Source organism: Lactiplantibacillus plantarum (assembly GCF_014131735.1).
Taxonomy (GTDB): domain Bacteria; phylum Bacillota; class Bacilli; order Lactobacillales; family Lactobacillaceae; genus Lactiplantibacillus; species Lactiplantibacillus plantarum.
Genome location: NZ_CP039121.1, coordinates 1,132,477 through 1,155,808 on the forward strand (window position 1 = coordinate 1,132,477; position 23,332 = coordinate 1,155,808).

Consider the following 23,332-nt stretch of genomic DNA (forward strand, 5'->3'; position numbering starts at 1 on the left):
CTACAAATCGTTCGATGCAACTTAACAGCTATCACAGTGATGCTTAGTTCATAGCAAGTAATTCTGAAACTATTCTGTTTCATGAAAACATCTCGAAGTATAACTTTGTTCAAGTATAAAGTAGTTATCCAGATATAAAAGGTATAATATAGATAAAGTACTTGTACGAGCATGCTTTTTAGTAAGTATATATGTATAATTAGTGTTTGATCTACTAAATTGGAGGTGTTGACAGAATAATTTAAAATCTGATTACATACATTCAAAATGTAGTTAAGAAAGGTGTTATTAATATGAATCATCTACTAATTACAGGCGGTGCTGGATTCATCGGTGCCAATTTTGCTAGATATGTTTATGATTCACATCCCAAAGTACAAACAATCATATTGGACAAGCTAACTTACGCCGGTAATCGCGCCAACCTAACTGACATTCTTGGTAACCGAGTTAAACTAGTAGTTGGCGATATCTGTGATGCGCCGTTAGTAGATAGATTAGTTTCCAAAGCTGACGCAATCGTGCATTTTGCTGCAGAAAGTCATAATGATAAGTCCTTAATCAATCCATGGCCGTTTATTCAGACGAACATTGGTGGCACGTACACGTTAATACAGGCAGCAACTAAGTATCACAAGCGATTTCATCATGTGTCCACTGATGAAGTCTATGGTGATTTGCCGTTGACTGAGCATGGCAGTGGCGATGAAAGTAAATTTACTCCAACAAGCCCTTATCAACCTTCAAGTCCATACTCGGCGTCTAAAGCTAGTAGTGATATGTTGGTGAGAGCTTGGACACGTCATTTGGTCTACAGGCGACGATTTCAAATCGTTCAAATAACTATGGTCCTTATCAACATATCGAAAAGTTTATTCCACGCCAGATTACTAATATTTTGAGTAGGCGACGCCCAAAATTATATGGAATTGGTAATAATATTCGTGACTGGATTCATACAAACGATCATTCGATTGCAATATGGGATATTTTAACAAAGGGCCGAATTTGTGAAACGTATCTAATTGGCGCTAATGGGGAAATGAGCAATAAGGCCGTCCTCGAAATGATTTTACAATTGATGGAGCAGCCACAAGACGCTTATGATATTGTCCAAGACCGTCCAGGACACGATCTACGTTATGAAATTGACGCTTCAAAATGCTTGGTTGGCGGCCACGCTACACCAACTTTGAAGCGGGTCTCCAGGATACGATTGCGTGGTATACGATCCATCGTAGCTGGTGGGAGACAACCAAAGTGCAAGTTGAACAGACGTACGCACAACCATAACCAATGATGACTAAAGGCCGTACCCCAAAAGGCTGGTCAAGCCCACCACACCTCACTAATTTACTTGAGAAAGTAACTACAACTTGTATGATAGTTACAGAGAGTGGGATATTGACTACAGATATGCCTTGAACAACTGTTCGAAGATTAGATGTTTGATTGAATTGTCGGCATAATTAATAGAAAAACACCAGATTACTGGTTCTCTGTCAACTGTTGTTGGTAATCTTTTTATAGGTGCTTAGCCGCGCAACGGCTAAGCACCTATTTCAATTTGAACATTAAATGTATCTGTAATCTGAAGTTATTGAAGTTGTCAAAACCATAGGCGGTGTGTTTTAAGACTTTGATTTTATTATTTGTCCCTTCCAAAGGACCATTTGAGTGTTGATATTTAAGTGCGTTCTCAATCGATGCTTGACTATCTCTTAGTCTGACAAAATGTTTCTCAATTTCTTCTGAAAATTGATGGCTAGGATCCAGAACTTGTCTTAGTTCTGGATCGAAATCTAGCATCTCTTCGACGACTTGTTTTTGAATATGCGACTCATTAATAAAGAAATAGTGCTGATAGTTTTTAATATCAAGTTTTTCATTAGGCTTCAATAGTAATTTTCAATATCGTTTCAGAGCCTTATACTTAACATTTGATGTGGCAAGTTGTTTCATGACACGAATCCGAGTTTGATTAAAGCCCACTACCGCTGATTTCACGACATGGAATCGGTCAGTAACGATTATCGCCTTTGGAAATACTGAGACTAGCTCTGGATACGTATAATTCATATCCGTCACAATAACCTTGACACTCATTCTGGCTGCTTTCGTATAACGATTAAAATATTTTTCAAGACTCACAAGTGTTCTTGATTCTAAGATATCTATAAATTGATGGGTTTTCCCATCCATAAAGACGAAACTCATTGAACCATTGGCGTCCTTAGTTGACTTGACTTCGTCCATACAAATGATACTTGGTAACCAATCATAGTGGGTTAATAAATCTCGTTCATAGGTCTTTAAAACTGAGACCACCGTACTGTTTGAAATGTTTAGCTCCTGAGCAACATGCGTCATCGTGACTGGTTCGCTCAGTTTCTCTAAGCAAGCGAAACGAACATTGTTAGAAATCGTATGATGCCGTTGTGTTAGTGTAGTTGCTGCTAAGAAATAGCTCTGGCAGGCTTTACACTTAAAGTTGCGTTTCTTTAGATGCAGGATGACGTCGCGCTCACTACTCCTGAGCAGTTTAACTTGTACTTGCCGCCAACCATATCGAATAATTGTTTTCCTGTTCACGACACCACATTTTAGACAGGCTTTGGGACGATAGTCCAAAACTGCTTGGGCCTTAAGGGGCCCTTTTTTTGACTATCGCTGATAATTCTTACTTTTTTTATGTTAGGGTCTTTAATTCCTAACAAGAATTTAGTATCCTTACTCATAGGGGTATAGTCGCTTCTTTCTCTTGAAATGTGGTAGTGGATAGATATAAGTCTGCTGACTATATCTCTTTTTTTTGCACTTTCTTAATATACCATGATTAAAATACATACAAAAATATCTGCTGCCAGTAATCAAGCTTTCACTTAATTACCAACAACAGATATTATAGAACCGGTTTTGGTCGCCTTGATTGTAGCACAGAACGGTATGTCCTTTTGTTGTGCACAAAAATAGTGTTGATGGATGAAATCTATCAACACCAAATATCATAGAACCGGTTATGATGGATGTGGCCTTTGTTATAATAGAAGAAATATATGGTAAGGAGGTATTATGAGTATGATACGGTTACTTGTAACTGGTGGCGCAGGTTTTATTGGAGCTAACTTTGTCACATATGTGTTACAGCATCATTCAGAAGTAGAAGTTACTATTCTAGACAAGCTAACTTATGCTGGTAATCGAGCGAACATTGCCAGCTTACTGGGGAATCGTGTTAAATTGGTTATAGGAGATATTTGTGATGGTCCGTTGGTTGCTAAATTAGTTCGTCAGACAGATATGATTGTTCATTTTGCAGCAGAAAGTCATAATGATAATTCACTGATTGATCCGTGGCCATTCATTCGGACTAATATTGTTGGTACGTATACGCTAATTCAAGCAGCTAGTAAATACCATAAACGATTTCACCATGTTTCAACGGATGAGGTTTATGGTGATTTACCTTTATCTGGAAGTAATGAAAAGTTCACTCCAACCAGTCCTTATCAACCGTCAAGCCCATATTCTGCATCTAAGGCAAGTAGTGATATGTTAGTTAGAGCCTGGATTCGGTCATTTGGCTTACAGGCGACAATCTCGAATTGTTCAAATAATTATGGTCCATATCAACATATTGAGAAATTTATTCCACGTCAAATTACTAATATTCTGAGCGGACGACGCCCAAAATTATATGGAAGTGGCAGTAACATACGTGATTGGATTCATGTGAACGATCATTCTGCGGCTATTTGGGATATTTTAACTAAAGGAAAAATTGGTGAAACATATTTCATTGGTGTAAACGGTGAAATGAGTAATAAAGCTGTTTTAGAAATGATTCTAAAGTTAATGAAGCAACCCCAAAATGCATATGATATTGTTAAAGACCGTCCTGGTCACGATTTACGTTATGCAATTGATGCATCAAAGATTCGTGATGAATTGGGATGGCAATCGCTATACACTGATTTTCAATCTGGATTGCAGGAGACCATTAATTGGTATGTGGATCACCAAGATTGGTGGCAGATGGATAAAAATAAAGTTGAGATGACCTATGCTCGTAACAATCAATAAATAATGGGTTTGTCTGATATCATTATAAAAAAGACTGGTTAAACTAATCGTAATAGTTTAACCAGTCTTTTGATTAGGGGAGGTGGCTTTATTTTGAGTATCAATCCCTAATGAAAACCCAGCCATCTGCTTCAAAATAACATCCTGATTGAGCCCAATATACCGTTTTGTAATTGCTTCACTAGAATGATTGAAAATCATCATCAAAGTTCCAATATCGTGGGTTTGCTGATAATAATGGTAGCCAAAAGTTTTACGAAGCGTATGGGTACCGATATCCGTTCGGTGCATTTTACGGGCGATGGTCTGGAAAAGCTTATAAACGGCATTAACACTTAGTGGCTGATGCTGTCGATTGGTAAAAAGATATTCATTATCTGGTAAATCTTTAATATAGTGATTGATTTGTGGACGTAGGCGTGTGAGTAAAATCACACGCCTTTTTTTTGTCTTTTTTTCAGTAATGTGGACAATATCGTGATAGCGAATCTGTCCGACCTTTAAGTTAAGAATATCGCTCATTCGAAGTCCAGTATTTAAACCAATTAGAATTAACAGCGTGTTACGTTCACCGTGTGTACCGTTCCGAGCCTTATTAACGAAGTCAGTGATTTCTTCATTGGAACGTAAGGGCTCAACATTGTAGTAAATATTAATCACACCCTTTCGTGGGACATACTAATTATGACTATTAAGCATTAATTATAAACTATATTAATTAATAAATATAATCAAACATCTAGTACAATACTCGATTAAACGAATAAACGGCACTATTTTAAAAAAAATAGTGCCGTTTATCCATAATCTGTAGTTAAATATAACATCACATAAACATTTGTCAATATAATGTGAATTTTTTTGTATAAAAATGGTTGTTATTAGTTCAATTCATACAATCTTAAACTCATTTTATAAAAATTAACGTGAAGCATTGATGTAAAAGGAATCTTTCTTTTTATTTTAATGACGTTACATAAAATGTAGTTTTAATCTAGTTAATTTGGAGAGTGAATGATGGATCAAGCAGTAAGTTTTGACTTTTTTATCCGGCTTATCCGTAAGTACTGGCGCGCAATTGTCAGTTTTACGTTGGTGGGATTGATAGTTGCCGCAGGATTGACCTTCTTTGTAATTACGCCTAAGTACCAATCGAGTGTTCAGATTTTGGTTAACCGTAAGAATACTAATGCCGCTACTGAGTATGTTGGGCAGCAGGCCGATGTTCAGATGATTACGACCTACAAGGAATTAATTGCTGGACAGGTGGTTTTAAACCCAGCTAAGCAACAATTAAGTAAACGTTATGGTATTGAGCGCTCACTGAACTCATTGAAAAGTGAAGTGAGTGTGACAAGCACGACCAACTCACAGGTTTTCTCAATTGCCGTGACTGATGCTAATGCGAAAGCTAGTGCGACGATTGCTAATCAAATTGCTCGTAGTTTTAAGAACCAAGTGCAAAAGATTATTAAAGTTAACAACGTCACGATTGTTGCTCCGGCCGAAACGCCAAGTGGCACAGTATCGCCGAAGAAGCCACTGAATATGTTGATTGGGTTAGTTGTCGGCTTACTATTAGGATTTGTTTATGCAGCGATTCGGATGCTCACTGATCGCCGCGTTCACGACGCCGATTTCTTAACTGATGAATTAGGATTGACTAGTTTAGGCTTGGTTAACCATCAACATCACCATTCAATGAAGAAACAGGCCTTGAATCTGAATGGCGGCTATCATACGCATAACGATCGAACATCGTCACAAGCGATGAAACGAGTTTAGGAGGGTGCTAGATGTTTAAACGTAAAGAAAAGAATATAGCGACTACGGCACCAATTAATCTCACCACGATTAATGAACCCATGTCGGTCATTACTGAGCAGATTAAAACAATTCGAACCAATATCAATTTTACGGCTACTGACCATAAGTTACGAACTTTGATGGTGACTTCAGCCATGCTTGGCGAGGGCAAATCGAAAGTAAGTGGCAACTTAGCAGTGGAGTATGCCAAGGAAGGGATGCAAGTTTTATTGGTCGATGCTGACTTGCGACGACCGACGATTCATAAAACGTTTGGGCTTAAAAATCATAAGGGATTGAGCTCATGGTTAGCTAATCAGTTGGACGACGTGAATGATGCAATTCATCCCGTCATTGGCAATCTATTTGTGATGACGAGTGGTCCTAAGCCGCCTAATCCTGCTGAACTATTGGGTAGTAATAAAATGACCGAATTTTTGACTTCGGCAACGCGTAAATTAGATTTGGTGATCGTTGACGCACCACCAATTTTGCCAGTGACTGACTCACAGTTGCTTGCTAATAAAGTTGATGGCACGGTCTTAGTTGTTCGCCAAGGTGTGGCCCAAAAAGCAGCGGTCCGTGATGCTGTTAATTCATTAAAGAAATCGCAAGCTAACATTTTGGGTGCGGTGCTGAACGATGTTCGTGATGGCTCTCATCACGGATACTACGGCTATAACAGTGGCTACGGGTACTACAGCGATGAAGATAAATAATTTAGTTGACTTACATTGCCATATCTTACCAGCCATTGATGATGGTTCACCTTCCTTAGAAGCGTCATTGGAATTGGCACGGCAGGCGGTGGCTGACGGGATTCGCTATATTTTAGCGACACCACATCATATGGATCGGCACTACCTCAATCATGCCGGTGATGTGGCAGCGGCGGTTAAGGTATTTCAAGCAGAGCTAGATGCAAATGATATTCCGTTAACCATTTTTCCTGGTCAAGAGGTACATCTGAATGGTCAGCTGATGGAAAATATTGATGATTTGTTGGGAATAGATACCAGTAGACACTATTTACTGTTAGAACTTCCCCACGAGATGGTACCAAGTTACTTGGATGAGATGATTTTTCAATTGTCTTGTGAGGGGATTACCCCGGTCATTGCACACCCTGAACGGAATGCTCAAATTATTGCCGAACCGCAGCGATTATACAAGTTGGCCGAGAATGGGGTCTTGGCACAGGTTACGGCCACGAGTTTAGTTGGCGCTTTTGGGGAACAAGTACAGCGAACTGCAAAAGAATTCGTTAAGTGTGGTTTGGTTCAAGTGGTCGCATCAGATGCGCATACGCTGAAAAATCGGGGCTTTGCTATGACTAAGGCCTATCAAGTCTTAAATGATATGGATTCTCAATATCCTGAACGTTTTGCAGCCAATGCTCGGGATTTGTTGAATGGTGAGTTGATTGACATTTCAAATATATGTTTACCTAAAAGGCAGCGGAAGTTTTGGCTATTTTAGTAGGTTAAGAAAGTTAGCTTTATCAATTAATAAAAGGTGTGGCTGTGATGGAATACAGTGGGGATAATTCAAAAACAATTATTATTGATCCGATTGTTCAACGAGAGCGGTATGGATATCGATTAATAAAGCGATTATTTGATGTGTGTGCTAGTTTCACGGCGCTTGTTCTATTGTCACCTATGTTTTTAGTAGTGGCAATTGCAATCAAGGCTGAGGACTCCCAAGGCAAAGTTTTTTATTCGCAAATAAGAGTTGGAAAAGGCGGTAAACGATTTAAAATGTATAAGTTTCGATCAATGGTATCGAATGCTGATGAACTCTTGAAGACACTTATTTCAGAAAATGACGTTGATGGTGCCATGTTCAAGATGAAATTAGATCCTCGTGTAACTAAAGTTGGTTCATTCATCAGAAAATACAGTATTGATGAATTACCACAGCTTGTTAATGTTTTGAAGGGGAATATGAGTTTAGTTGGACCACGACCGCCACTGGAACGAGAAGTTAAAGAATATACAGACTATGATAAGCAACGCTTGTATGTTAAGCCTGGATGCACTGGATTGTGGCAGGCCACGGTTCGCAATAGTGTTGGTTTTGATGAAATGGTTAGACTGGATTTGATTTATGTTCAGAAACGCAGTTTGAAATTTGATTTATGGATTATATTTAGAACGGTTAAAATCATGTTTAGACCAAATGGAGCGTATTAAACAATTTGTATTAGTTGTTTTAATCATCGAAAGGGCGGAATTTTAGAAAGTGCAAAAAAGAGAGGTATTTATCGTAGGCGCAAAGGGAATTCCGGCTAGATATGGTGGCTTTGAATCCTTTGTGGATCAATTAACAGCCCGGAAACAAACAAATCGAATTCATTACTATGTAGCTTGCCGACGTGATCTATCTGAGAATAAAGCTGATTTATATGAATATAATGATGCAACTTGTTTTAATGTAGATGTTCCCAATATTGGTCCGGCTAAAGCAATTATGTATGATGTTAAAGCGTTTAAAGAAGCTTTGAAAATTATTCGTCGGAAAAAAATTGCACATCCAATTGTTTACGTCTTGGCATGTCGAATGGGACCATTTATTAATCACTTTAAGAAGCAATTGAAACTGTTCAATGGTGAATTGCTAGTTAATCCTGATGGACACGAATGGTTACGTGCTAAATGGAGCCTTCCTGTACGCAAATACTGGAAATTGTCTGAACAATTAATGGTAAAGCATGCCGACCTTTTAATTTGTGATAGTCAAAGCATTGAGAAATACATCAAAACAGATTACTCAAAATATCAGCCGCAAACTCGATACATAGCATATGGTTCTGATATTAAAAAATCTGAGGTCAGTTTACGCAATCAAAAGGTTAAAGAATGGTACGCAAAATTTAATGTGAAGCCCAATAATTATTATTTAATCGTTGGTCGTTTTGTACCTGAAAATAATTATGCAACGATGATTAAAGAATTTATGAAGTCTGATACCAACAAAGATTTGATTATTATTACTAATGTTAAAAAGGACAAGTTTTATGATGATTTGGAGAAGTCAAATCATTTCTTAAATGATCAGCGTATTAAGTTTGTGGGAACTGTTTATGACAATCAAATCTTGAAATTTATTCGTGAGAATGCGTTCGCGTACTTGCATGGTCATGAGGTGGGGGGAACCAATCCTTCACTTTTAGAGGCGTTAGGTAGTACCAAAGTTAATTTGTTGTTAGATGTTGGGTTTAATCGTGAAGTCGGAATGTCGGGGGCATATTACTGGACAAAGGACAATGGTTCTTTAAGTTCTTTAATCAAACGTACTGAGCAGTTAGATTGTGACGGAATAAATCGGTTAAGCTTCTTAGCCAAGAATCGGATACTTAAACAGTTCGATTGGTCAATTATCATTAATAAATACGAGAAAGTATTTAGTGGAAACTACTAGTCTAGTACGTGTGTTATACGAGGAGGAAATATGAATGAAAGGCATTATTTTAGCTGGAGGGTCGGGAACGAGACTATATCCAATTACCCGGGCCATTTCAAAACAGTTAATTTCCATTTATGATAAGCCTATGATTTATTATCCACTGTCAACACTGATGTTGGCAGGTATTCGGGATATATTAATCATTTCAACACCAAAAGATACACCAAGATTCAAAGAGTTACTGGGGGATGGACATGATTTGGGCTTGAAGTTATCTTATACAGTCCAAGAAAATCCTAATGGTCTGGCTGAAGCGTTTATTTTGGGTGCTGATTTTATTGGTGACGACTCAGTTTGCCTTATTTTAGGTGATAATATTTATTATGGTGGCGGCTTATCCAAGATGCTTCAACATGCTAGCGCTAAGCCGAAGGGGGCCACGGTCTTTGGTTACCATGTCAATGATCCGGAGCGGTTTGGTGTCGTTGACTTTGATGAAAATATGCATGCAAAGTCCATTGTTGAAAAGCCAGACCATCCAGCTAGTAATTATGCCGTCACGGGAATGTATTTTTATGATAATCAAGTCGTTGATATTGCGAAGAATATTCAACCATCACCACGTGGTGAATTGGAGATTACGGATATCAACAAAGTTTACTTAGAACATAATGAGTTAGATGTTGAACTCATGGGTCGTGGTTTTGCCTGGCTTGATACTGGGACCCATGATTCATTACAAGAAGCAAGTAGTTTTATTGCAACTGTTGAAAGACGTGAGAACCTAAAAGTGGCTTGTCTCGAAGAAGTGGCCTATCGGATGGGCTATATCGATGCTGATAAAGTGTATGAATTGGCGCAACCATTGAAGAAGAATGATTACGGTCAATACTTATTAAGATTAATTGGGAGGGCTTAAATTTTGGGCAAATTAAAGGTAACAACGACTAAGTTACAAGATGTTAAGATTATTGAACCAGCAGTTTTTGGTGACAAGCGCGGGTTCTTTACGGAAACTTACTCTGACCGTGATTTCAAAGAAGCTGGAATTGATTTTGATTTCATTCAGGATAATCAATCATTGTCAGCTGAAGCGGGTGTTTTGCGGGGACTGCATTTTCAACGTGGCAAGGCAGCGCAAACTAAATTGATTCGCGTGGTGACTGGTGCCGTGCTTGATGTTATTGTGGACGTTCGTGCTGGCTCACCTACGTACGGGGAATGGGAAGGCTATATTATCTCTGAAAGTAACCACCGTCAATTGTTAGTCCCCCGTGGCTTTGCCCATGGCTTTGTGACATTGACTGATAATGTTAATTTCTTATACAAGTGTGATAACTACTACAATGCTGAAGCTGATGGTGGAATCACCTTTATGGATAAAGATTTAAACATTAACTGGCCTATTGACTACGATCAAGCTATTACTTCTGAAAAGGATGCTAAACAACAGACCTTCAAAGAATTTGAACAGAACAATCCGTTTGCTTACGGCGAAATTTGAGGAGACGTCATGGAAAACTTATTAGTTACCGGTGGTGCCGGCTTTATTGGCTCTAACTTTGTTCACTATGTTTATAATCATCATCCCGAAGTCAAGATTACCGTGTTAGATAAGTTAACTTATGCTGGTAATCGGGCCAACTTGGAAGAAATTCTAGGCGACCGGGTTAAATTAGTTGTGGGTGACATTTGTGATGCGCCCTTAGTTGATGAATTAATGCAACAAACTGACGCGGTTGTCCATTACGCCGCTGAAAGCCACAATGATAATTCATTGAAGGATCCATGGCCATTCATCGAAACGAATATTATTGGGACTTATACGCTGATTCAATCCGCACATAAGTTCAACAAACGCTTCCACCATGTTTCCACTGATGAAGTATACGGTGATTTACCATTACGGGAAGATTTACCGGGCCATGGTGAGGGTGTTGGCGAGAAGTTTACACCAACTAGTCGGTATAAGCCTTCCAGCCCATACTCTTCATCTAAGGCCAGCAGTGATCTCTTAGTTCGGGCTTGGGTGCGTTCGTTTGGCTTACAAGCCACTATTTCAAACTGCTCAAATAATTATGGTCCTTATCAATATATTGAGAAATTTATTCCACGCCAAATTACCAATATTTTAAGTGGTATTCGGCCAAAATTATATGGTAGTGGTAAAAACGTTCGTGACTGGATTCACACGAACGACCATTCTGCGGCCGTTTGGGATATTTTAACCAAGGGTAAGATTGGTGAGACCTACCTGATTGGTGCCGATGGCGAAATGAACAATAAGGACGTCTTGGAAATGATTCTTGAATTAATGGGTCAGCCTAAAGATGCCTATGATGTTGTTAAGGACCGTCCCGGCCATGATTTACGTTATGCAATCGATTCAACTAAGTTGCGCACGGAATTAGGTTGGCAGCCAGAGTTTACTGACTTCCGGTCTGGTTTGAAAGCAACGATTGATTGGTATACGGACCATCAAGACTGGTGGCAAGCAGATAAGAACAAGGTTGAATCAAACTACGCCAAGAACGGGCAATAAAATATCAAATGTTTTAAATAGGCGGAGTGTCAATGGACAGTTCGCTTATTTTCTAGGAGAGAAAATAAAAATGGCTAAAGTAATGATTGTTGGTGCCAATGGTCAGTTAGGTCATGAGTTGCAACGACTATTAAATGAACAAGGGATGGTATTTGACGCGCTGACTGAAAAAGAATTGGATATTACAGACTTAGACGCAGTCAAAGCTAAGATTGCAGAGTTACAACCAGCGGTCTTATATGATTGCGCGGCTTACACAGCAGTTGATAAGGCCGAAGATGAAGGCAAAGCCCTCAATTGGCTGGTCAATGTTGATGGAACAAAAAATTTAGCCCAAGTAGCAGCTGAACAGGGTGTTAAATTGGTTTATGTTTCTACTGACTACATTTTTGATGGCACCAATAAAGGTGAATATTTAGAAGATGACCCAGCCAACCCCAAGAATGAGTACGGGCGTGCTAAGTGGGCTGGTGAAGAAGCCGTTCGTCATAGCGGTGCTGATTACTATATTGTTCGGACTAGCTGGGTTTTCGGTGAATTTGGGCATAACTTTGTCTTCACAATGCAGAATTTAGCAAAGACGCATGACAAGTTGACAGTCGTCAATGATCAACTTGGACGACCAACCTGGACGCGAACATTAGCAGAATTTATGGCCCACCTGGTGAAAACTGAAGCCGCTTCAGGGACCTATCAATTAAGTAACGATAATACAGCCACTTGGTATGACTTTGCGAAGGAAATTTTGAAGGATACTGATGTTGAAGTAGCGCCAGTTACTTCTGAACAGTTCCCACAAAAGGCTTATCGGCCACAGCATTCAGTGATGAATTTGGATAAAGCTAAAGCAACTGGTTATCAAATTTTGACCTGGCAAGAAGCTTTATCGATGTTTAATAGAAGTTTAGTAGAAAAAAAGAATAATCTTAATATGTGAGGGAAATATAATTATGGCTCTAGGTAAAGATGAAAAAACTATGTTTGCAATGCGTATCAATAAAGATGAAAAGAACAAATTAAAGGCATTATTTAACGATATGGGATTAGATTTATCAACAGCCGTAAATCTTTTTTTTAAACAAAGTTTAGCAGTAAATGGACTACCCTTTAGACCTCAAAAAGTTGATTCTTCGCTGGCTTCTGCTAATAAACCGAAATTGAATTAGTTTTTATAAGTAGTGTATGAATGCAGAAAAAGAATATTATGAGGTGCAGATAATTTATGAAATTGCGATCTGACGATGTGAAGAAATTTATGGAGGAGTCTTTTTATTCAAGAACCTTTTTATATACCGGTATATCCGTACTTATTAATGGTACAGATAAGACATCCCTTGAGCTGGTACAAATGGGCAGACGAAATAAAGTAAAGAAAAAGTTGGAGAAAAAGTATAAAAATAGTTTAGAAAAGCCTTTGGAAAGTCCTACGGAAACTTCTACTGGAAATATAGTTTGGATGAGTTGGTTACAAGGCGAAGAAAACGCGCCTATTATAGTTCAACAAGCAATAAAGTCTGTTCGAAAAAACTTTCCAAACAGAAAAGTGATTTTAATTGATAACGAAAATTTGACATCATATGTCCATCTTCCAGATTTTGTTATGGAAAAATGGAATAAAGGATTGATTAGTAACACGCATTTTTCCGATCTGTTAAGATTGTATCTCTTAATTGAATATGGTGGTGTTTGGGTAGATGCTACTGTATTTATTAAAAAAGTTCCGGCAGATATACTGAAAGAAATTGATAAGGGATTATTCTTTTTTCAAAATTTGAGACCAGGTCAATCAGGAAATGCTATTTGGCTATCTAGTTGGTTGTTATCTGCACGCAAAAATGAGCCGGTATTAAAACAAACATATGAATTACTGATGAAGTACTGGAAGAAAAACAGGTATATTGTTGATTATTTTTTGTTTCATATATTTTTACACTTGGTTTTAAAATATCATCCTGAGGAAATGCTCAATATTAAGAAAATTCCCAATAGTTTGCCACTGATGTTAATGTATCAGTTGCGAGATAAGCAAAACCCAGAAGCTATAAAGCAGGCTTTTAATGAATTTCCAATACAAAAGGTCACCTACAAAAATATGCCATCACAAGATAGCAACTACAATTATTTAGAAGACCCTAGTAATGTTAAATTGATTTTACAAATGGGTGATTAAAAATGCTAAAAAAGCTGATTGAAAATATTATATATAAATTAAAAGGGTCGAAGTATTTAATTGATAAGGATATGACTCAGATACAGTTATTAAGTACGGTGATAATAAGAGGATTTATGATTATACGGGGAATGTTTTTAAGATTTCGTATTAAAGGATACGGTGTTATTTTTCGTGACAAAAAAGTAACGGTTATTTCGCCACAAAATATTATTACGCATGGCACGTTAAATCTTGGCAGTGGCTCGTTTATTGATGCCAGGGTGAAGCATAATATTGAGCTTGGAAAGAATTTTACTTTGGGTAGAAATAGTATGATTGAGGGATTTGGAGTGCTGCAAGATTTAGGTGTGGAATTGATTGTTGGAGATAATGTAGGTATTTCTGCGAATTCAATGCTTTCGATTCGTGGGTCAGTTTGCATAGGTAATGATGTTATTATTGGACCGTATTTTTCATTACATGCTGAAAACCATAACTTTAAGAATCAAAAAGAGATTATTAGGAATCAAGGTACAAGTAGAAAAGGTGTAACGATTGAGGATAATGTTTGGATTGGAGCAAAGGTAACAATTCTTGATGGAGTTACGATACATACTGGGGCAGTAATTGCCGCGGGAGCAGTTGTAACGGATGATGTTCCAAAATTAAGTGTGGTGGGCGGAGTTCCTGCAAAAATTATTAAATATAGAAAATAAGGAGTGAAATTTTTAATTATGACATCAATTCAAAAAATTGAATTAATGGCGCTTAAGGAATTTAGAGAGGTAGCACATGAGCATAATATTTCTTTTTTTCTACGTGGTGGTTCAGTAATGGGAGCCGTAAAATATGGTGGATTTATCCCTTGGGATGATGATATGGATATTGCAGTTCCTAGGGATGATTATGAAAAGCTTTTGAAAGTTTTCTCAGAAGAGTGGTCTCAAAATTTTTGGATTGCAAGTTATACTTATGGTGACCAAATTCATGCATATTTTCCAAGACTTTTAATCAAAGAAGATTTACGCATTAAGGAAGGATTACCTAAAAATAATCATTTAGGTTTTTCAATAATTGATATTTTACCATTAGATAATGTACCGAATACTTGGATTGGTAGAAAAATTTTCAAATATCGGGTTGGTATACTTCGTGCTTTGGGAGCTGTTTGGACCGTAGATATTAAGGATACAATAATGATTCACTCGAGTTTTCGACAGAGGGCTATCAAGATGATTAAGTGGACAGGAATTCAGAAATTCTACACGCAAAATCAAGTTTACGATAAGTTAGATAAAATTTATCGTAAAAATTGGGGTAGAACTGCATGGAAAGGAACTATAACGGGTTCATTATTTGATAAAGAACTTTTCCCACAAAAGGTATGGGGAAAAGGGAAAGTAGTCAATTTCGAAGATACACAATTTCGTATTCCTGAACAGTATGACAAGTATTTAAAACAATTATATGGAAATAATTATGCGTCTGAAGAACCAGCCTACAAAAAAAGTCATTTAAAGGATAAAAGGATACAGTAATGACAATTTTTATAATATTACATTATATGGCAATTGATTCAACCCTCAACGCAGTAAATCATATTTTGAACGATCTTTATGGAAGCAAGCGGATAATTATTGTTGATAATCATTCCCCAAATGAATCCGGGAAAAAACTGTTTTCGCATTTTGCTAATATTGATTGTGTAGATGTACTCTTAAATAAGGAAAATTTTGGTTTCGCACGAGGATGTAATGTTGGATATGAATTTGCACATAGATATAATGCTGACTTTTATGTTTTATTGAATAATGATATAGAATTTACTAACAAAAAATTTATTCAGCAGATACAACAGTCTTTTACAGATGAATATTTTGATGTCTTAGGCCCAGATATTTTAGTCCCAGAAACGGGTGTGCACCAAAATCCTAAAAAATATGGTATTTACACTTATGATCAAGTCTTAAGTATAAATAGAAAAAATAAAAAATTATTAAATCAAAGTAAATTTAAATTTGCCCTTAGAGCAAGCTTAAAGAATATATTATTACTTCGATCTTTAAAGGTTAAATTAGACAGTAGAAAATCAAACGTGAACCTACAACCTGCAACAAATGTTGTTTTGCATGGTTCAATTTTGGTTTTCTCAAAAGGGTTTATTGATCATGTTAAGTTTCCATTTGATGAAAATACGTTTTTTTATTTTGAAACTGAAATTATGAGCTTGAATTTAAAAAAACGGCATTTAATATCGAAATTTGATCCTTCAATCTGCGTATTGCATCATCAAAATACTGCTACACGTGAAACCTTTAATAATGTGATTAGTAGACAAAAATTCCAATTAGACAATATGGTAAATTCAACAGAGGTTTATTTAAAGTTAGTAAGGAATCAGAGTAAGGAGAAAAAGTAAATTCCTATGGACTTCGAAAATTTAGTGACAAAGGTCGTAGTTGTTACTTACGGAGAAAGATGGCCTTTGCTGAAAAAAACGTTAGATTCGATTATGAAACATAAGCGAATAGATGAAGTGATTATTGTACAAAATGGGTTGGAATATGATTTGCAATCTAAAATTAGCTCTTTTCCAAAACTGAAACTTATAATAAATGAAAAGAATGAAGGATCTGCAGGCGGGTTTTATGTCGGATTGAAATATTTGAAAAATAAATCGGAGCATAATTTTAATGTCTTAATTATGGACGATGATAATATTATAGATGACAATGCTTTCAAAGCACTAAATTGTGCGGAACATTTATATTCTTATGAGAACAAGCATATCTGGTCATTGTTTAGACCTGAAGTTCAAAGTGATTTGGCATTCTCGGAAGAATTTGAAAAGACCATTGACTCTATCTTCAACACAATTAATGGATTTACATTACTACATGTTTTGTTTAAAAACTACAAAATGATTCCGCGAAAATATGCTGAAGTGAATCGTTTGATAACTGCTCCATACTCCGGGTTGATATTTCCAGTAAAACTGCTTGATGAGGTGGGGTTACCCAATAAGGATTTTTACTTGTATTCTGATGATATAGATTTCACTTTGAGGATTACGAGAAATGGTTATCAAATTTACCAATATAAAGAGGCAAAGTCATATGATCAGGGCATAGCATGGCAAGAAATTAATTCCATAAAAAAAACCAATAGGGGCGCATTTTTTACAACTGATGAGATATATAGGCCATTATATACTTACAGAAATGAACTTTATATTAGTTATATAGAATTAAAAAGTAATAACTTGATATTTTGGATGAATTATTATTTCTTACAGCTTTGGATGTTCATTGATTACATGCCTAAAAATATCAATGGAATTAAGAAGTTTTTATTGCTAAAAAAAGCGATGAGACAGGGAGTTAAAGGTGTTTTGGGTAAAGCACAGTGGATAGAAAAAACTCGAAGGGAGGGAAAATAGTGCTAATACATTTTGTTTTGCGCTTTCATGATGATACGCCTTCTGGTGGGAGAAAAATTCTATATGAATATGCCAATTATCTTGCAGAGAGGGGGCATCAGATATGTATTACATTTGTTGCCGATACGCCATTTCGTGCGAGAAAATGGAATCAATTGGCAACAATAAAACATTTTCGGACATTTTTGTTAAGGAAAAAGTTTCAAAATCATATAGATTGGTTCAAATTAAATAAAACTATCAAAGTAAATTATTGTTTTTCAACGAAGAAAATATCAAAAAGGGCAAATGAGATTCTCTTAGCGTTCGATTACGGAATTGCCTTGAGCTTGGGAGAACAACTTGATGATTTTACGCACTGCTTTTATTTAATTCAGCATGATGAAAAAGTTTACTATGATAAAAAGATTGTCCGTCAAGCCTGGAAGCTTCCTTATAAAAAAATAGTTATAAGTACATGGCTTTATAACAAGGTGAAAAAATACGATTCTAATGTGTACTTGGTTCGTAATTATGTAGATACAAATGATTTTTTTGTTACGGTTCCTATTGAAAGCAGAAGCCATATTGTGAGCTTAATTCAACATCCAAATCCATCTAAAGGAACAATAGTTGGTATTGAAGCACTAAAAATTGTAAAAAAAAATATCCCTGATCTTCAAGTAATTATGTTTGGAACCCATAAGCCTCTATACCAACTACCAAATTATTATACTTATTATGAAAATGTAAATGAGGATACATTGAGAAATCTTATATATAACAGGTCGTCAATCTATATATTAACAAGTTATCTTGAAGGATGGGGTTTAACAGCAACTGAAGCCATGGCGTGTGGAGCAGCTTTAGTATCCACTAAAAATGGGGGAGTAGATGATTTCGGTATACATGAACAAACAGCACTATTGAGTCGCCCCGGTGATGTTGAAGCTTTGGCTCGAAATATTGTGACACTTCTTAAAAATGACTCTAAACGTATTAGAATGGGGTACGCTGGTGAAAGTAAGGTTTCGAAGTTTACATTTGAAAAAAGTGCCAAATTATTTGAAGAAATTTTGTTGAAAGAATAACTCAAGAATTTGAGGAAACTTATATTATGAAGAAGTTTATTAGTTTTGTGTTAACTATTCTGATATTAATACAAATGGTGCCAAGTGTGATTGCAAGATTATCAGATATGATCGGGATAAATGAACAGTTAGCTGGTTATTTTATTAAACTATTATTTGTGTTTGTTTTAATTATTTTTTTTATAATTTCTGCAGCTGCATATTCCAATGAATTTACTTTAAATAACTTGAAAATTAGTGTATCAGGTTTTCTATATTTTATTGTGCTGATTATTGTTTTGGTAATTACATCTAGAATCAATTCACAACCCGTTTCGTGGCGTATGTCAGGATACTTCATTTTAATTGTTGTTATGGCATTGTCGATTTTTAAGTATAACAGGTTTACATTGTCGTTGTCTGCGATGTATTGGGGGATCGTCGTGTATACAGTTCCTAATGCTCTTCTGGGAATTGTTCAATACATAACGGGCCAATCGATTGTGCCAATTGTAAATCAAAATGGTGATGCATCTGTTGCAAGTACACAATTAAATGATGTTTCTTCTCTGGGAATTCTCGGTAGTAATGGTGGTTATCGTGCATTTGGACTATTTGATAGCGGAATGACACTTGGTCTATTTCTATTATTAGGGTTAGCAGTGTTGTTTTTTGGCAAGTTGAAAATTAATAGATATGCTAAGCTTCCTCTAGGAACATTATTTATTATTGCACTTATTATGACTCTGACTCGAAACATATATTTTTTGTTTGTATTGTTAATGTTTCTTCGTTTTGTTAATAGTAACAAGATGAAAAATATTCTTTTTATTGTTGGTATTATAATGCAAGCAGTTACAGTCGAGATAGCCAATGTGTTAAACACACTTACTTTTTTTCAAAGTGCTTTTTTTGGAACTCTACGTGCGAGATTTAGAGGTTTGATATTTTTCGAGAATTATTATCAGCAAAATATAGTTTCGTATCTTTTTGGAAAAGGGTATCAATATGACGCGATAGTGAAGAGCTTTACTGAGAATACTGTGGATAACCAAATGCTTGCTACCTTTTTGGATATCGGCATTATTGGTTTGGTAGTTGTGTATTTATACTTCTGGAAATCTATGCGGTCTATGTATCAGCCAGTGTCTCTGGTACTGCAAAATATGTTAGTGATTTTTTCATTTTTTGGAATTGCTAATAATCATATTGTGTTTTTTTCAGGAATCCTACTGCTAATGCTATTAAGTAAAGATTCGCAATTTTTGAAAGTAGAAAAGATAAAGAGAAAAACTAATGGATAACACACTAAAAGTAACTATAATTGTTCCGATTTATAATGTGGAAGGATATATCCGTCAATCAATTGAGAGTATTATAAAACAAAAGTATACAAATTTTGAGGCAATATTGGTTGACGACGGTTCAACTGACATGTCTTATCAGTTAGCAAAAAGATATACTCAGGATGACGATAGATTTATTTTAATCCAAACGGCTAATTTTGGACAATCACATGCAAGAAATGTTGGATTAAAAAAAGCTACTGGAGATTTAATTGCATTTCTGGATCCAGATGATATTTACGATCCGTTATTTTTATATGATGCTGTTTTAAGATTTGATGATGATACAGACCTGATATCATATTTATTTCCGAAACAAAAAAAACGTTTAAGCGGTGGAGATGTTTCGATTGATTCTTTTATTTCTGAGATGTTTTTGGGTAGAATAGGTACGGTGGTCTGGAATAAAGTCTTTCGCAGAAAGACTTTATGTGGAGTTTTTTTTCCTGAAGGGGAAGTTCATGAAGAAATTCTTTTCTTTATGCATGCATTTCAAAATATAATAAAATGTAAAATAATTGATGAGGATAGATACTTTTATCGTGAAAATCGAGATGGAAATACGAATATGACCTTTGATGAAGGAAGAATTAAATTGGTGAATCATCAATTGGACTTTATTGAGTGGGCTCATAAAGAGGGGTACAGTAAAGCTTATTCGGCAATGATCGTTAATGTTCTAATATTCTTAATGAACTATATTCGTCAAGTATCTATGTTAAGGAAAATAGAATATAAAAATTATGCGGTACAAGTGTTCAATGATGTCTTTTTACGTAAATTCAGATTGTCTATGGTGTTTGAACATGGGCAGGCTAGTCTTGCTATAATATATTTTCGAATTCGATTGATGTTGGAATACTGAGGAGGTAAAAAGTGAAGAACAGAAGAAAAGCATCAGTAATTAATTCAACTGTAGCGATAATTGGACAATTCTTAAGCCTGCTTTTTTCATTTGTTTCTCGTACCATTTTTATTAGGGTATTGGGAGAGCAATATTTAGGATTAAATGGATTATTCACAAATCTTTTGAATATATTGTCATTTGCAGAACTGGGAATAGGTTCAGCAATTGTATTTTCTATGTACAGACCCTTAAGCGAACATGACATACCACAAATTAAAGCGTTAATGTTTCTTTATAAAAGGTGTTACCATATTATTGCCCTAATATTAATGTTTGGTGGCGCGGTTATATTAATATTTCTACCATACTTAATCGCTGGAAAGTACGATGTCGGAAATATTTATATTGCTTTTCTTTTATATTTATTGAACTCGGTGTTATCTTATTTCTGGAGTTATAAAAGATCCATTTTTGTTGCAAATCAGGAAGGGTATATCAATTCTTTCAATCAGCTTATTTTCAATGTGGTGATGCAATCTATACAGATAATTTTCTTAGTTATGTATAAGTCTTATTATGTATATTTAGTCATACAGATCGTCTTTACTGTTTTAAGTAATTGGCAGATTTCAAAATTGGCTAATAAGAGATATCCATATCTCAAAGAACGAGTAACCGAACGTGTTGAAAAGAAAACATTAAGCTATTTAAAACGAAACGTTATAGGTATGATTTCTTCGAAGATAGGTGGAGTGGTTGTTTTTGGTACAGACAATCTTTTATTATCAGGATTTATTGGGTTGGCTGCAGTTGGAAAATATTCAAACTATACATTGATTATTAATGGTATTACTACAGTAATTAATCAAGGCTTGAGTGCTGTTACAGCATCTATTGGAAACTTGCGCATTACTGGAACCAAGAAAAAGCAAGCAGAAATTTTCTTTCAATATTCACAATTAGTAAATTATGTTGCTTTTTTTATATCTATAACTGCAGCATTATTTTTTCCTTCTTTTATTATTTTTTGGGTTGGTAAAAAATACATGCTTTCTCCAATACTTACGTACTTAATTATTTTTGGATTCTTTGTATCAAGTCTCAGATATTCCAATTTAAATTTTATGAATGCATATGGGACTTATTGGGAGATGCGCTACAAGTCATTAGTTGAAGCTGGGACAAATTTTATCATTTCATTGTTTTTAATAAAATATACTAATTTAGGTATTGCTGCAGTAGTTTTAGGAACTTTGTTATCTAATTTACTTGTTAATTCCTGGTGGGAACCATTGATTGTGTTTCGTGTAGCAATCGGCATAACTTTTAGAAAGTATATCAAATTTTATTTAGTAAGCCTAATATCAGGAGGGGGATTAATTGCACTATTGCAATTCAATTTGGATCTTACACGGATAAATATTGTTGAATCAGGATTAGTATCGATTACAGTTGGACTAATTGCATTATTGTTTTTTCATTATATTACAGTTTTGATTGCTTTTCCGAAAGATTACAACAGTTTACGTATTTCAAGTATTGTACATTTATTCAAGAGATAGAGTTGTATGCAGGCAGAAACCGTAATATCAGCACTATGTATGGTCCAAAATTACATAGGTAATATGTTGATTAGTAAGTAGTAAAATAGGGTATAATGTGAATTGTTTATAACGAATTTAATTGCTCTTCTGTGACGACTTGTCAGGTCAAGCGCAACGTTTTACCGAAGAAAATTTCACTTAGACTTTGCCATTCCCAAAGCTTGCATGATCGTTTGTTTAAATCTGTGACGAATACGATAATTTCTTGTCAATGAGGTCGTTTAAATCACTTCCTTTAAAGGAAACATTCATAAATCAGACTGTTGTGGTTTTGTTAGTTCCACGTTGTTGTGGCGCGTGTGGATTTAAGGAAAATGGCAATTCTAAAGATTTTGATGACGTCTTGATAATTGGCAAACTCGGTCCCACGATGGGATGTGAGCATATTGGCATGTGACGCTATTCAGCCAATCCATCATAGCTTGTGCGATGTTACTTACCCGTTCGGCTGGTAAATGTTGTGATTTACAGTTGACTAATGTTACCAATGCTTATAATGCGTCCTATTTTCAGTTGAAAGTGAACGTTCACGAATTGAAGGGACATTGTCAAAACAGCCACGTAGTTCCCTGATGGCCCCTGTAACTTTATGCATTTTACCATGGTGTGTTAGTAGACGGCCAAGCCCATGGGCACCAAAATTTTTATGCTTTTCAACAAGATTATTCAAAGTGATCCTACGAAAAATTGTGTTGTAGCTGATCTTCTAGTTACTATGTTCAAAATTAAAACATTCTGCGATTTGTTTTGGGGAGTAATACAATTAATGACAAACACCTGGATATCAAGTTGCGATAAAATTCGTGGTCGTCGACTATTCAAGCATTGAGTTCATAATTCAGTTGTGCGTTAACCACGGAATATCTAGAGTGAAACTAATCTCATGTGCTAGAATAACCAACGCGTTGGACAATGTCGTGATAAGACTATTTTAAAGTTAGTCTAACCAATAGGTATTCACAGTCAAGATGATATAGGCTCATGGTCTGAGCCTCTCTTGTAAGTATGTTATGGTAATTATAGTTCACAAGAACTCGGGTTGTGGATCTTTTTTTG

At 35.9% G+C, this 23,332-nt stretch carries 23 protein-coding genes and 1 pseudogene; 21 read left to right on the forward strand and 3 right to left on the reverse strand.

The genetic code is table 11. The features are described 5' to 3' along the window. Window positions 1-293: 293 nt before the first annotated feature. Window positions 294-1,293, forward strand: a pseudogene (gene rfbB, locus E5260_RS05180) (dTDP-glucose 4,6-dehydratase). A 264-nt stretch (window positions 1,294-1,557) separates the two neighbouring features. Here rfbB (E5260_RS05180) and E5260_RS05185 read toward each other — a convergent pair. Together E5260_RS05185 and E5260_RS05190 are read right to left on the reverse strand one after the other, a co-directional pair. Further along, window positions 1,558-1,809 (reverse strand): transposase, encoded by a 252-nt coding sequence (locus E5260_RS05185; protein ID WP_350028494.1) that lies wholly within the window; start codon window positions 1,807-1,809, stop codon window positions 1,558-1,560. A 99-nt stretch (window positions 1,810-1,908) separates the two neighbouring features. Beyond that, the gene (locus E5260_RS05190; RefSeq protein ID WP_003643331.1) at window positions 1,909-2,592 is read right to left on the reverse strand and encodes a transposase; all 684 of its coding nucleotides are present in this window, start codon (window positions 2,590-2,592) and stop codon (window positions 1,909-1,911) included. Between the two features lie 486 nt (window positions 2,593-3,078). Here E5260_RS05190 and rfbB (E5260_RS05195) point away from each other — a divergent pair, with 486 nt between their 5' ends. After that, window positions 3,079-4,083: a dTDP-glucose 4,6-dehydratase gene (rfbB, locus tag E5260_RS05195; RefSeq protein ID WP_025015690.1), complete on the forward strand. Its 1,005-nt coding sequence runs from the start codon at window positions 3,079-3,081 to the stop codon at window positions 4,081-4,083. Window positions 4,084-4,140: 57 nt separating this feature from the next. On the opposite strand, the gene E5260_RS05200 is transcribed toward rfbB (E5260_RS05195), so the two are convergent. Continuing rightward, window positions 4,141-4,743 (reverse strand): tyrosine-type recombinase/integrase, encoded by a 603-nt coding sequence (locus tag E5260_RS05200; protein WP_003643334.1) that lies wholly within the window; start codon window positions 4,741-4,743, stop codon window positions 4,141-4,143. Between the two features lie 354 nt (window positions 4,744-5,097). On the opposite strand from E5260_RS05200, the gene E5260_RS05205 reads away from it, so the two are divergent. The 19 genes from E5260_RS05205 (at window position 5,098) to E5260_RS05295 (ending at window position 22,234) form a co-directional block, all read left to right on the forward strand. Next, on the forward strand, window positions 5,098-5,868 hold the full coding sequence (locus tag E5260_RS05205) for a YveK family protein (RefSeq protein ID WP_003643242.1): 771 nt from the start codon (window positions 5,098-5,100) through the stop codon (window positions 5,866-5,868). A gap of 11 nt (window positions 5,869-5,879) precedes the next feature. Further along, a complete protein-coding gene (locus tag E5260_RS05210; RefSeq protein ID WP_003643243.1) occupies window positions 5,880-6,608 on the forward strand; it encodes a CpsD/CapB family tyrosine-protein kinase in 729 nt (242 codons plus the stop codon). Beyond that, window positions 6,595-7,368: a tyrosine-protein phosphatase gene (locus E5260_RS05215; protein ID WP_003643244.1), complete on the forward strand. Its 774-nt coding sequence runs from the start codon at window positions 6,595-6,597 to the stop codon at window positions 7,366-7,368. Before E5260_RS05210 ends, E5260_RS05215 begins: the two co-directional genes overlap by 14 nt. Window positions 7,369-7,415: 47 nt before the next feature. Then, on the forward strand, window positions 7,416-8,084 hold the full coding sequence (locus tag E5260_RS05220) for a sugar transferase (protein WP_003643245.1): 669 nt from the start codon (window positions 7,416-7,418) through the stop codon (window positions 8,082-8,084). 49 nt (window positions 8,085-8,133) lie between these two features. Then, a complete protein-coding gene (gene cps2T / locus E5260_RS05225) occupies window positions 8,134-9,312 on the forward strand; it encodes a beta 1-4 rhamnosyltransferase Cps2T (RefSeq protein WP_003643246.1) in 1,179 nt (392 codons plus the stop codon). A gap of 34 nt (window positions 9,313-9,346) precedes the next feature. Next, complete coding sequence (gene rfbA, locus E5260_RS05230) at window positions 9,347-10,216, forward strand: glucose-1-phosphate thymidylyltransferase RfbA (protein ID WP_003643247.1); 870 nt, start codon at window positions 9,347-9,349, stop codon at window positions 10,214-10,216. A 3-nt stretch (window positions 10,217-10,219) separates the two neighbouring features. Then, window positions 10,220-10,801: a dTDP-4-dehydrorhamnose 3,5-epimerase gene (gene rfbC, locus E5260_RS05235; protein WP_003643248.1), complete on the forward strand. Its 582-nt coding sequence runs from the start codon at window positions 10,220-10,222 to the stop codon at window positions 10,799-10,801. Window positions 10,802-10,810: 9 nt separating this feature from the next. Further along, on the forward strand, window positions 10,811-11,839 hold the full coding sequence (gene rfbB, locus E5260_RS05240) for a dTDP-glucose 4,6-dehydratase (RefSeq protein ID WP_003643249.1): 1,029 nt from the start codon (window positions 10,811-10,813) through the stop codon (window positions 11,837-11,839). A 70-nt stretch (window positions 11,840-11,909) separates the two neighbouring features. Beyond that, window positions 11,910-12,776, forward strand: a complete 867-nt coding sequence (gene rfbD, locus E5260_RS05245; protein ID WP_003643250.1) for a dTDP-4-dehydrorhamnose reductase — start codon at window positions 11,910-11,912, stop codon at window positions 12,774-12,776. 13 nt (window positions 12,777-12,789) lie between these two features. Beyond that, window positions 12,790-13,005 (forward strand): type II toxin-antitoxin system RelB/DinJ family antitoxin, encoded by a 216-nt coding sequence (locus E5260_RS05250; protein WP_003643251.1) that lies wholly within the window; start codon window positions 12,790-12,792, stop codon window positions 13,003-13,005. A 77-nt stretch (window positions 13,006-13,082) separates the two neighbouring features. Further along, on the forward strand, window positions 13,083-14,009 hold the full coding sequence (locus tag E5260_RS05255) for a capsular polysaccharide synthesis protein (protein WP_161808382.1): 927 nt from the start codon (window positions 13,083-13,085) through the stop codon (window positions 14,007-14,009). 2 nt (window positions 14,010-14,011) lie between these two features. Further along, window positions 14,012-14,707 (forward strand): acyltransferase, encoded by a 696-nt coding sequence (locus E5260_RS15605; protein WP_003643253.1) that lies wholly within the window; start codon window positions 14,012-14,014, stop codon window positions 14,705-14,707. An 18-nt stretch (window positions 14,708-14,725) separates the two neighbouring features. Next, window positions 14,726-15,529 (forward strand): LicD family protein, encoded by an 804-nt coding sequence (locus E5260_RS05265; RefSeq protein ID WP_003643254.1) that lies wholly within the window; start codon window positions 14,726-14,728, stop codon window positions 15,527-15,529. 26 nt (window positions 15,530-15,555) lie between these two features. Further along, entirely contained in the window at window positions 15,556-16,410 is an 855-nt protein-coding gene (locus E5260_RS05270; RefSeq protein ID WP_161803153.1) for a glycosyltransferase, read from the forward strand. 24 nt (window positions 16,411-16,434) lie between these two features. Then, complete coding sequence (locus E5260_RS05275) at window positions 16,435-17,430, forward strand: glycosyltransferase (protein ID WP_158071021.1); 996 nt, start codon at window positions 16,435-16,437, stop codon at window positions 17,428-17,430. Next, window positions 17,430-18,500 (forward strand): glycosyltransferase family 4 protein, encoded by a 1,071-nt coding sequence (locus tag E5260_RS05280; RefSeq protein ID WP_025015707.1) that lies wholly within the window; start codon window positions 17,430-17,432, stop codon window positions 18,498-18,500. Before E5260_RS05275 ends, E5260_RS05280 begins: the two co-directional genes overlap by 1 nt. A gap of 26 nt (window positions 18,501-18,526) precedes the next feature. Next, window positions 18,527-19,783: a hypothetical protein gene (locus E5260_RS05285; protein ID WP_003643258.1), complete on the forward strand. Its 1,257-nt coding sequence runs from the start codon at window positions 18,527-18,529 to the stop codon at window positions 19,781-19,783. Further along, a complete protein-coding gene (locus tag E5260_RS05290) occupies window positions 19,776-20,690 on the forward strand; it encodes a glycosyltransferase family 2 protein (RefSeq protein WP_003643259.1) in 915 nt (304 codons plus the stop codon). Before E5260_RS05285 ends, E5260_RS05290 begins: the two co-directional genes overlap by 8 nt. 11 nt (window positions 20,691-20,701) lie before the next feature. Then, window positions 20,702-22,234, forward strand: coding sequence for a lipopolysaccharide biosynthesis protein (locus E5260_RS05295; protein WP_003643260.1), 1,533 nt, complete (start codon window positions 20,702-20,704; stop codon window positions 22,232-22,234). Window positions 22,235-23,332 lie beyond the last annotated feature (1,098 nt).

What these genes read in the sequence shown, in the direction of transcription:
- E5260_RS05185 (WP_350028494.1), bottom strand. Translation starts at nt 1,809, where the DNA reads ATGCTAGATTTCGATCCAGAACTAAGACAAGTTCTGGATCCTAGCCAT.
- rfbB (WP_025015690.1), top strand. Translation starts at nt 3,079, where the DNA reads ATGATACGGTTACTTGTAACTGGTGGCGCAGGTTTTATTGGAGCTAAC.
- E5260_RS05205 (WP_003643242.1), top strand. Translation starts at nt 5,098, where the DNA reads ATGATGGATCAAGCAGTAAGTTTTGACTTTTTTATCCGGCTTATCCGT.
- E5260_RS05210 (WP_003643243.1), top strand. Translation starts at nt 5,880, where the DNA reads ATGTTTAAACGTAAAGAAAAGAATATAGCGACTACGGCACCAATTAAT.
- E5260_RS05215 (WP_003643244.1), top strand. Translation starts at nt 6,595, where the DNA reads ATGAAGATAAATAATTTAGTTGACTTACATTGCCATATCTTACCAGCC.
- E5260_RS05220 (WP_003643245.1), top strand. Translation starts at nt 7,416, where the DNA reads ATGGAATACAGTGGGGATAATTCAAAAACAATTATTATTGATCCGATT.
- rfbA (WP_003643247.1), top strand. Translation starts at nt 9,347, where the DNA reads ATGAAAGGCATTATTTTAGCTGGAGGGTCGGGAACGAGACTATATCCA.
- rfbB (WP_003643249.1), top strand. Translation starts at nt 10,811, where the DNA reads ATGGAAAACTTATTAGTTACCGGTGGTGCCGGCTTTATTGGCTCTAAC.
- rfbD (WP_003643250.1), top strand. Translation starts at nt 11,910, where the DNA reads ATGGCTAAAGTAATGATTGTTGGTGCCAATGGTCAGTTAGGTCATGAG.
- E5260_RS05250 (WP_003643251.1), top strand. Translation starts at nt 12,790, where the DNA reads ATGGCTCTAGGTAAAGATGAAAAAACTATGTTTGCAATGCGTATCAAT.
- E5260_RS15605 (WP_003643253.1), top strand. Translation starts at nt 14,012, where the DNA reads ATGCTAAAAAAGCTGATTGAAAATATTATATATAAATTAAAAGGGTCG.
- E5260_RS05265 (WP_003643254.1), top strand. Translation starts at nt 14,726, where the DNA reads ATGACATCAATTCAAAAAATTGAATTAATGGCGCTTAAGGAATTTAGA.
- E5260_RS05270 (WP_161803153.1), top strand. Translation starts at nt 15,556, where the DNA reads ATGGCAATTGATTCAACCCTCAACGCAGTAAATCATATTTTGAACGAT.
- E5260_RS05285 (WP_003643258.1), top strand. Translation starts at nt 18,527, where the DNA reads ATGAAGAAGTTTATTAGTTTTGTGTTAACTATTCTGATATTAATACAA.
- E5260_RS05290 (WP_003643259.1), top strand. Translation starts at nt 19,776, where the DNA reads ATGGATAACACACTAAAAGTAACTATAATTGTTCCGATTTATAATGTG.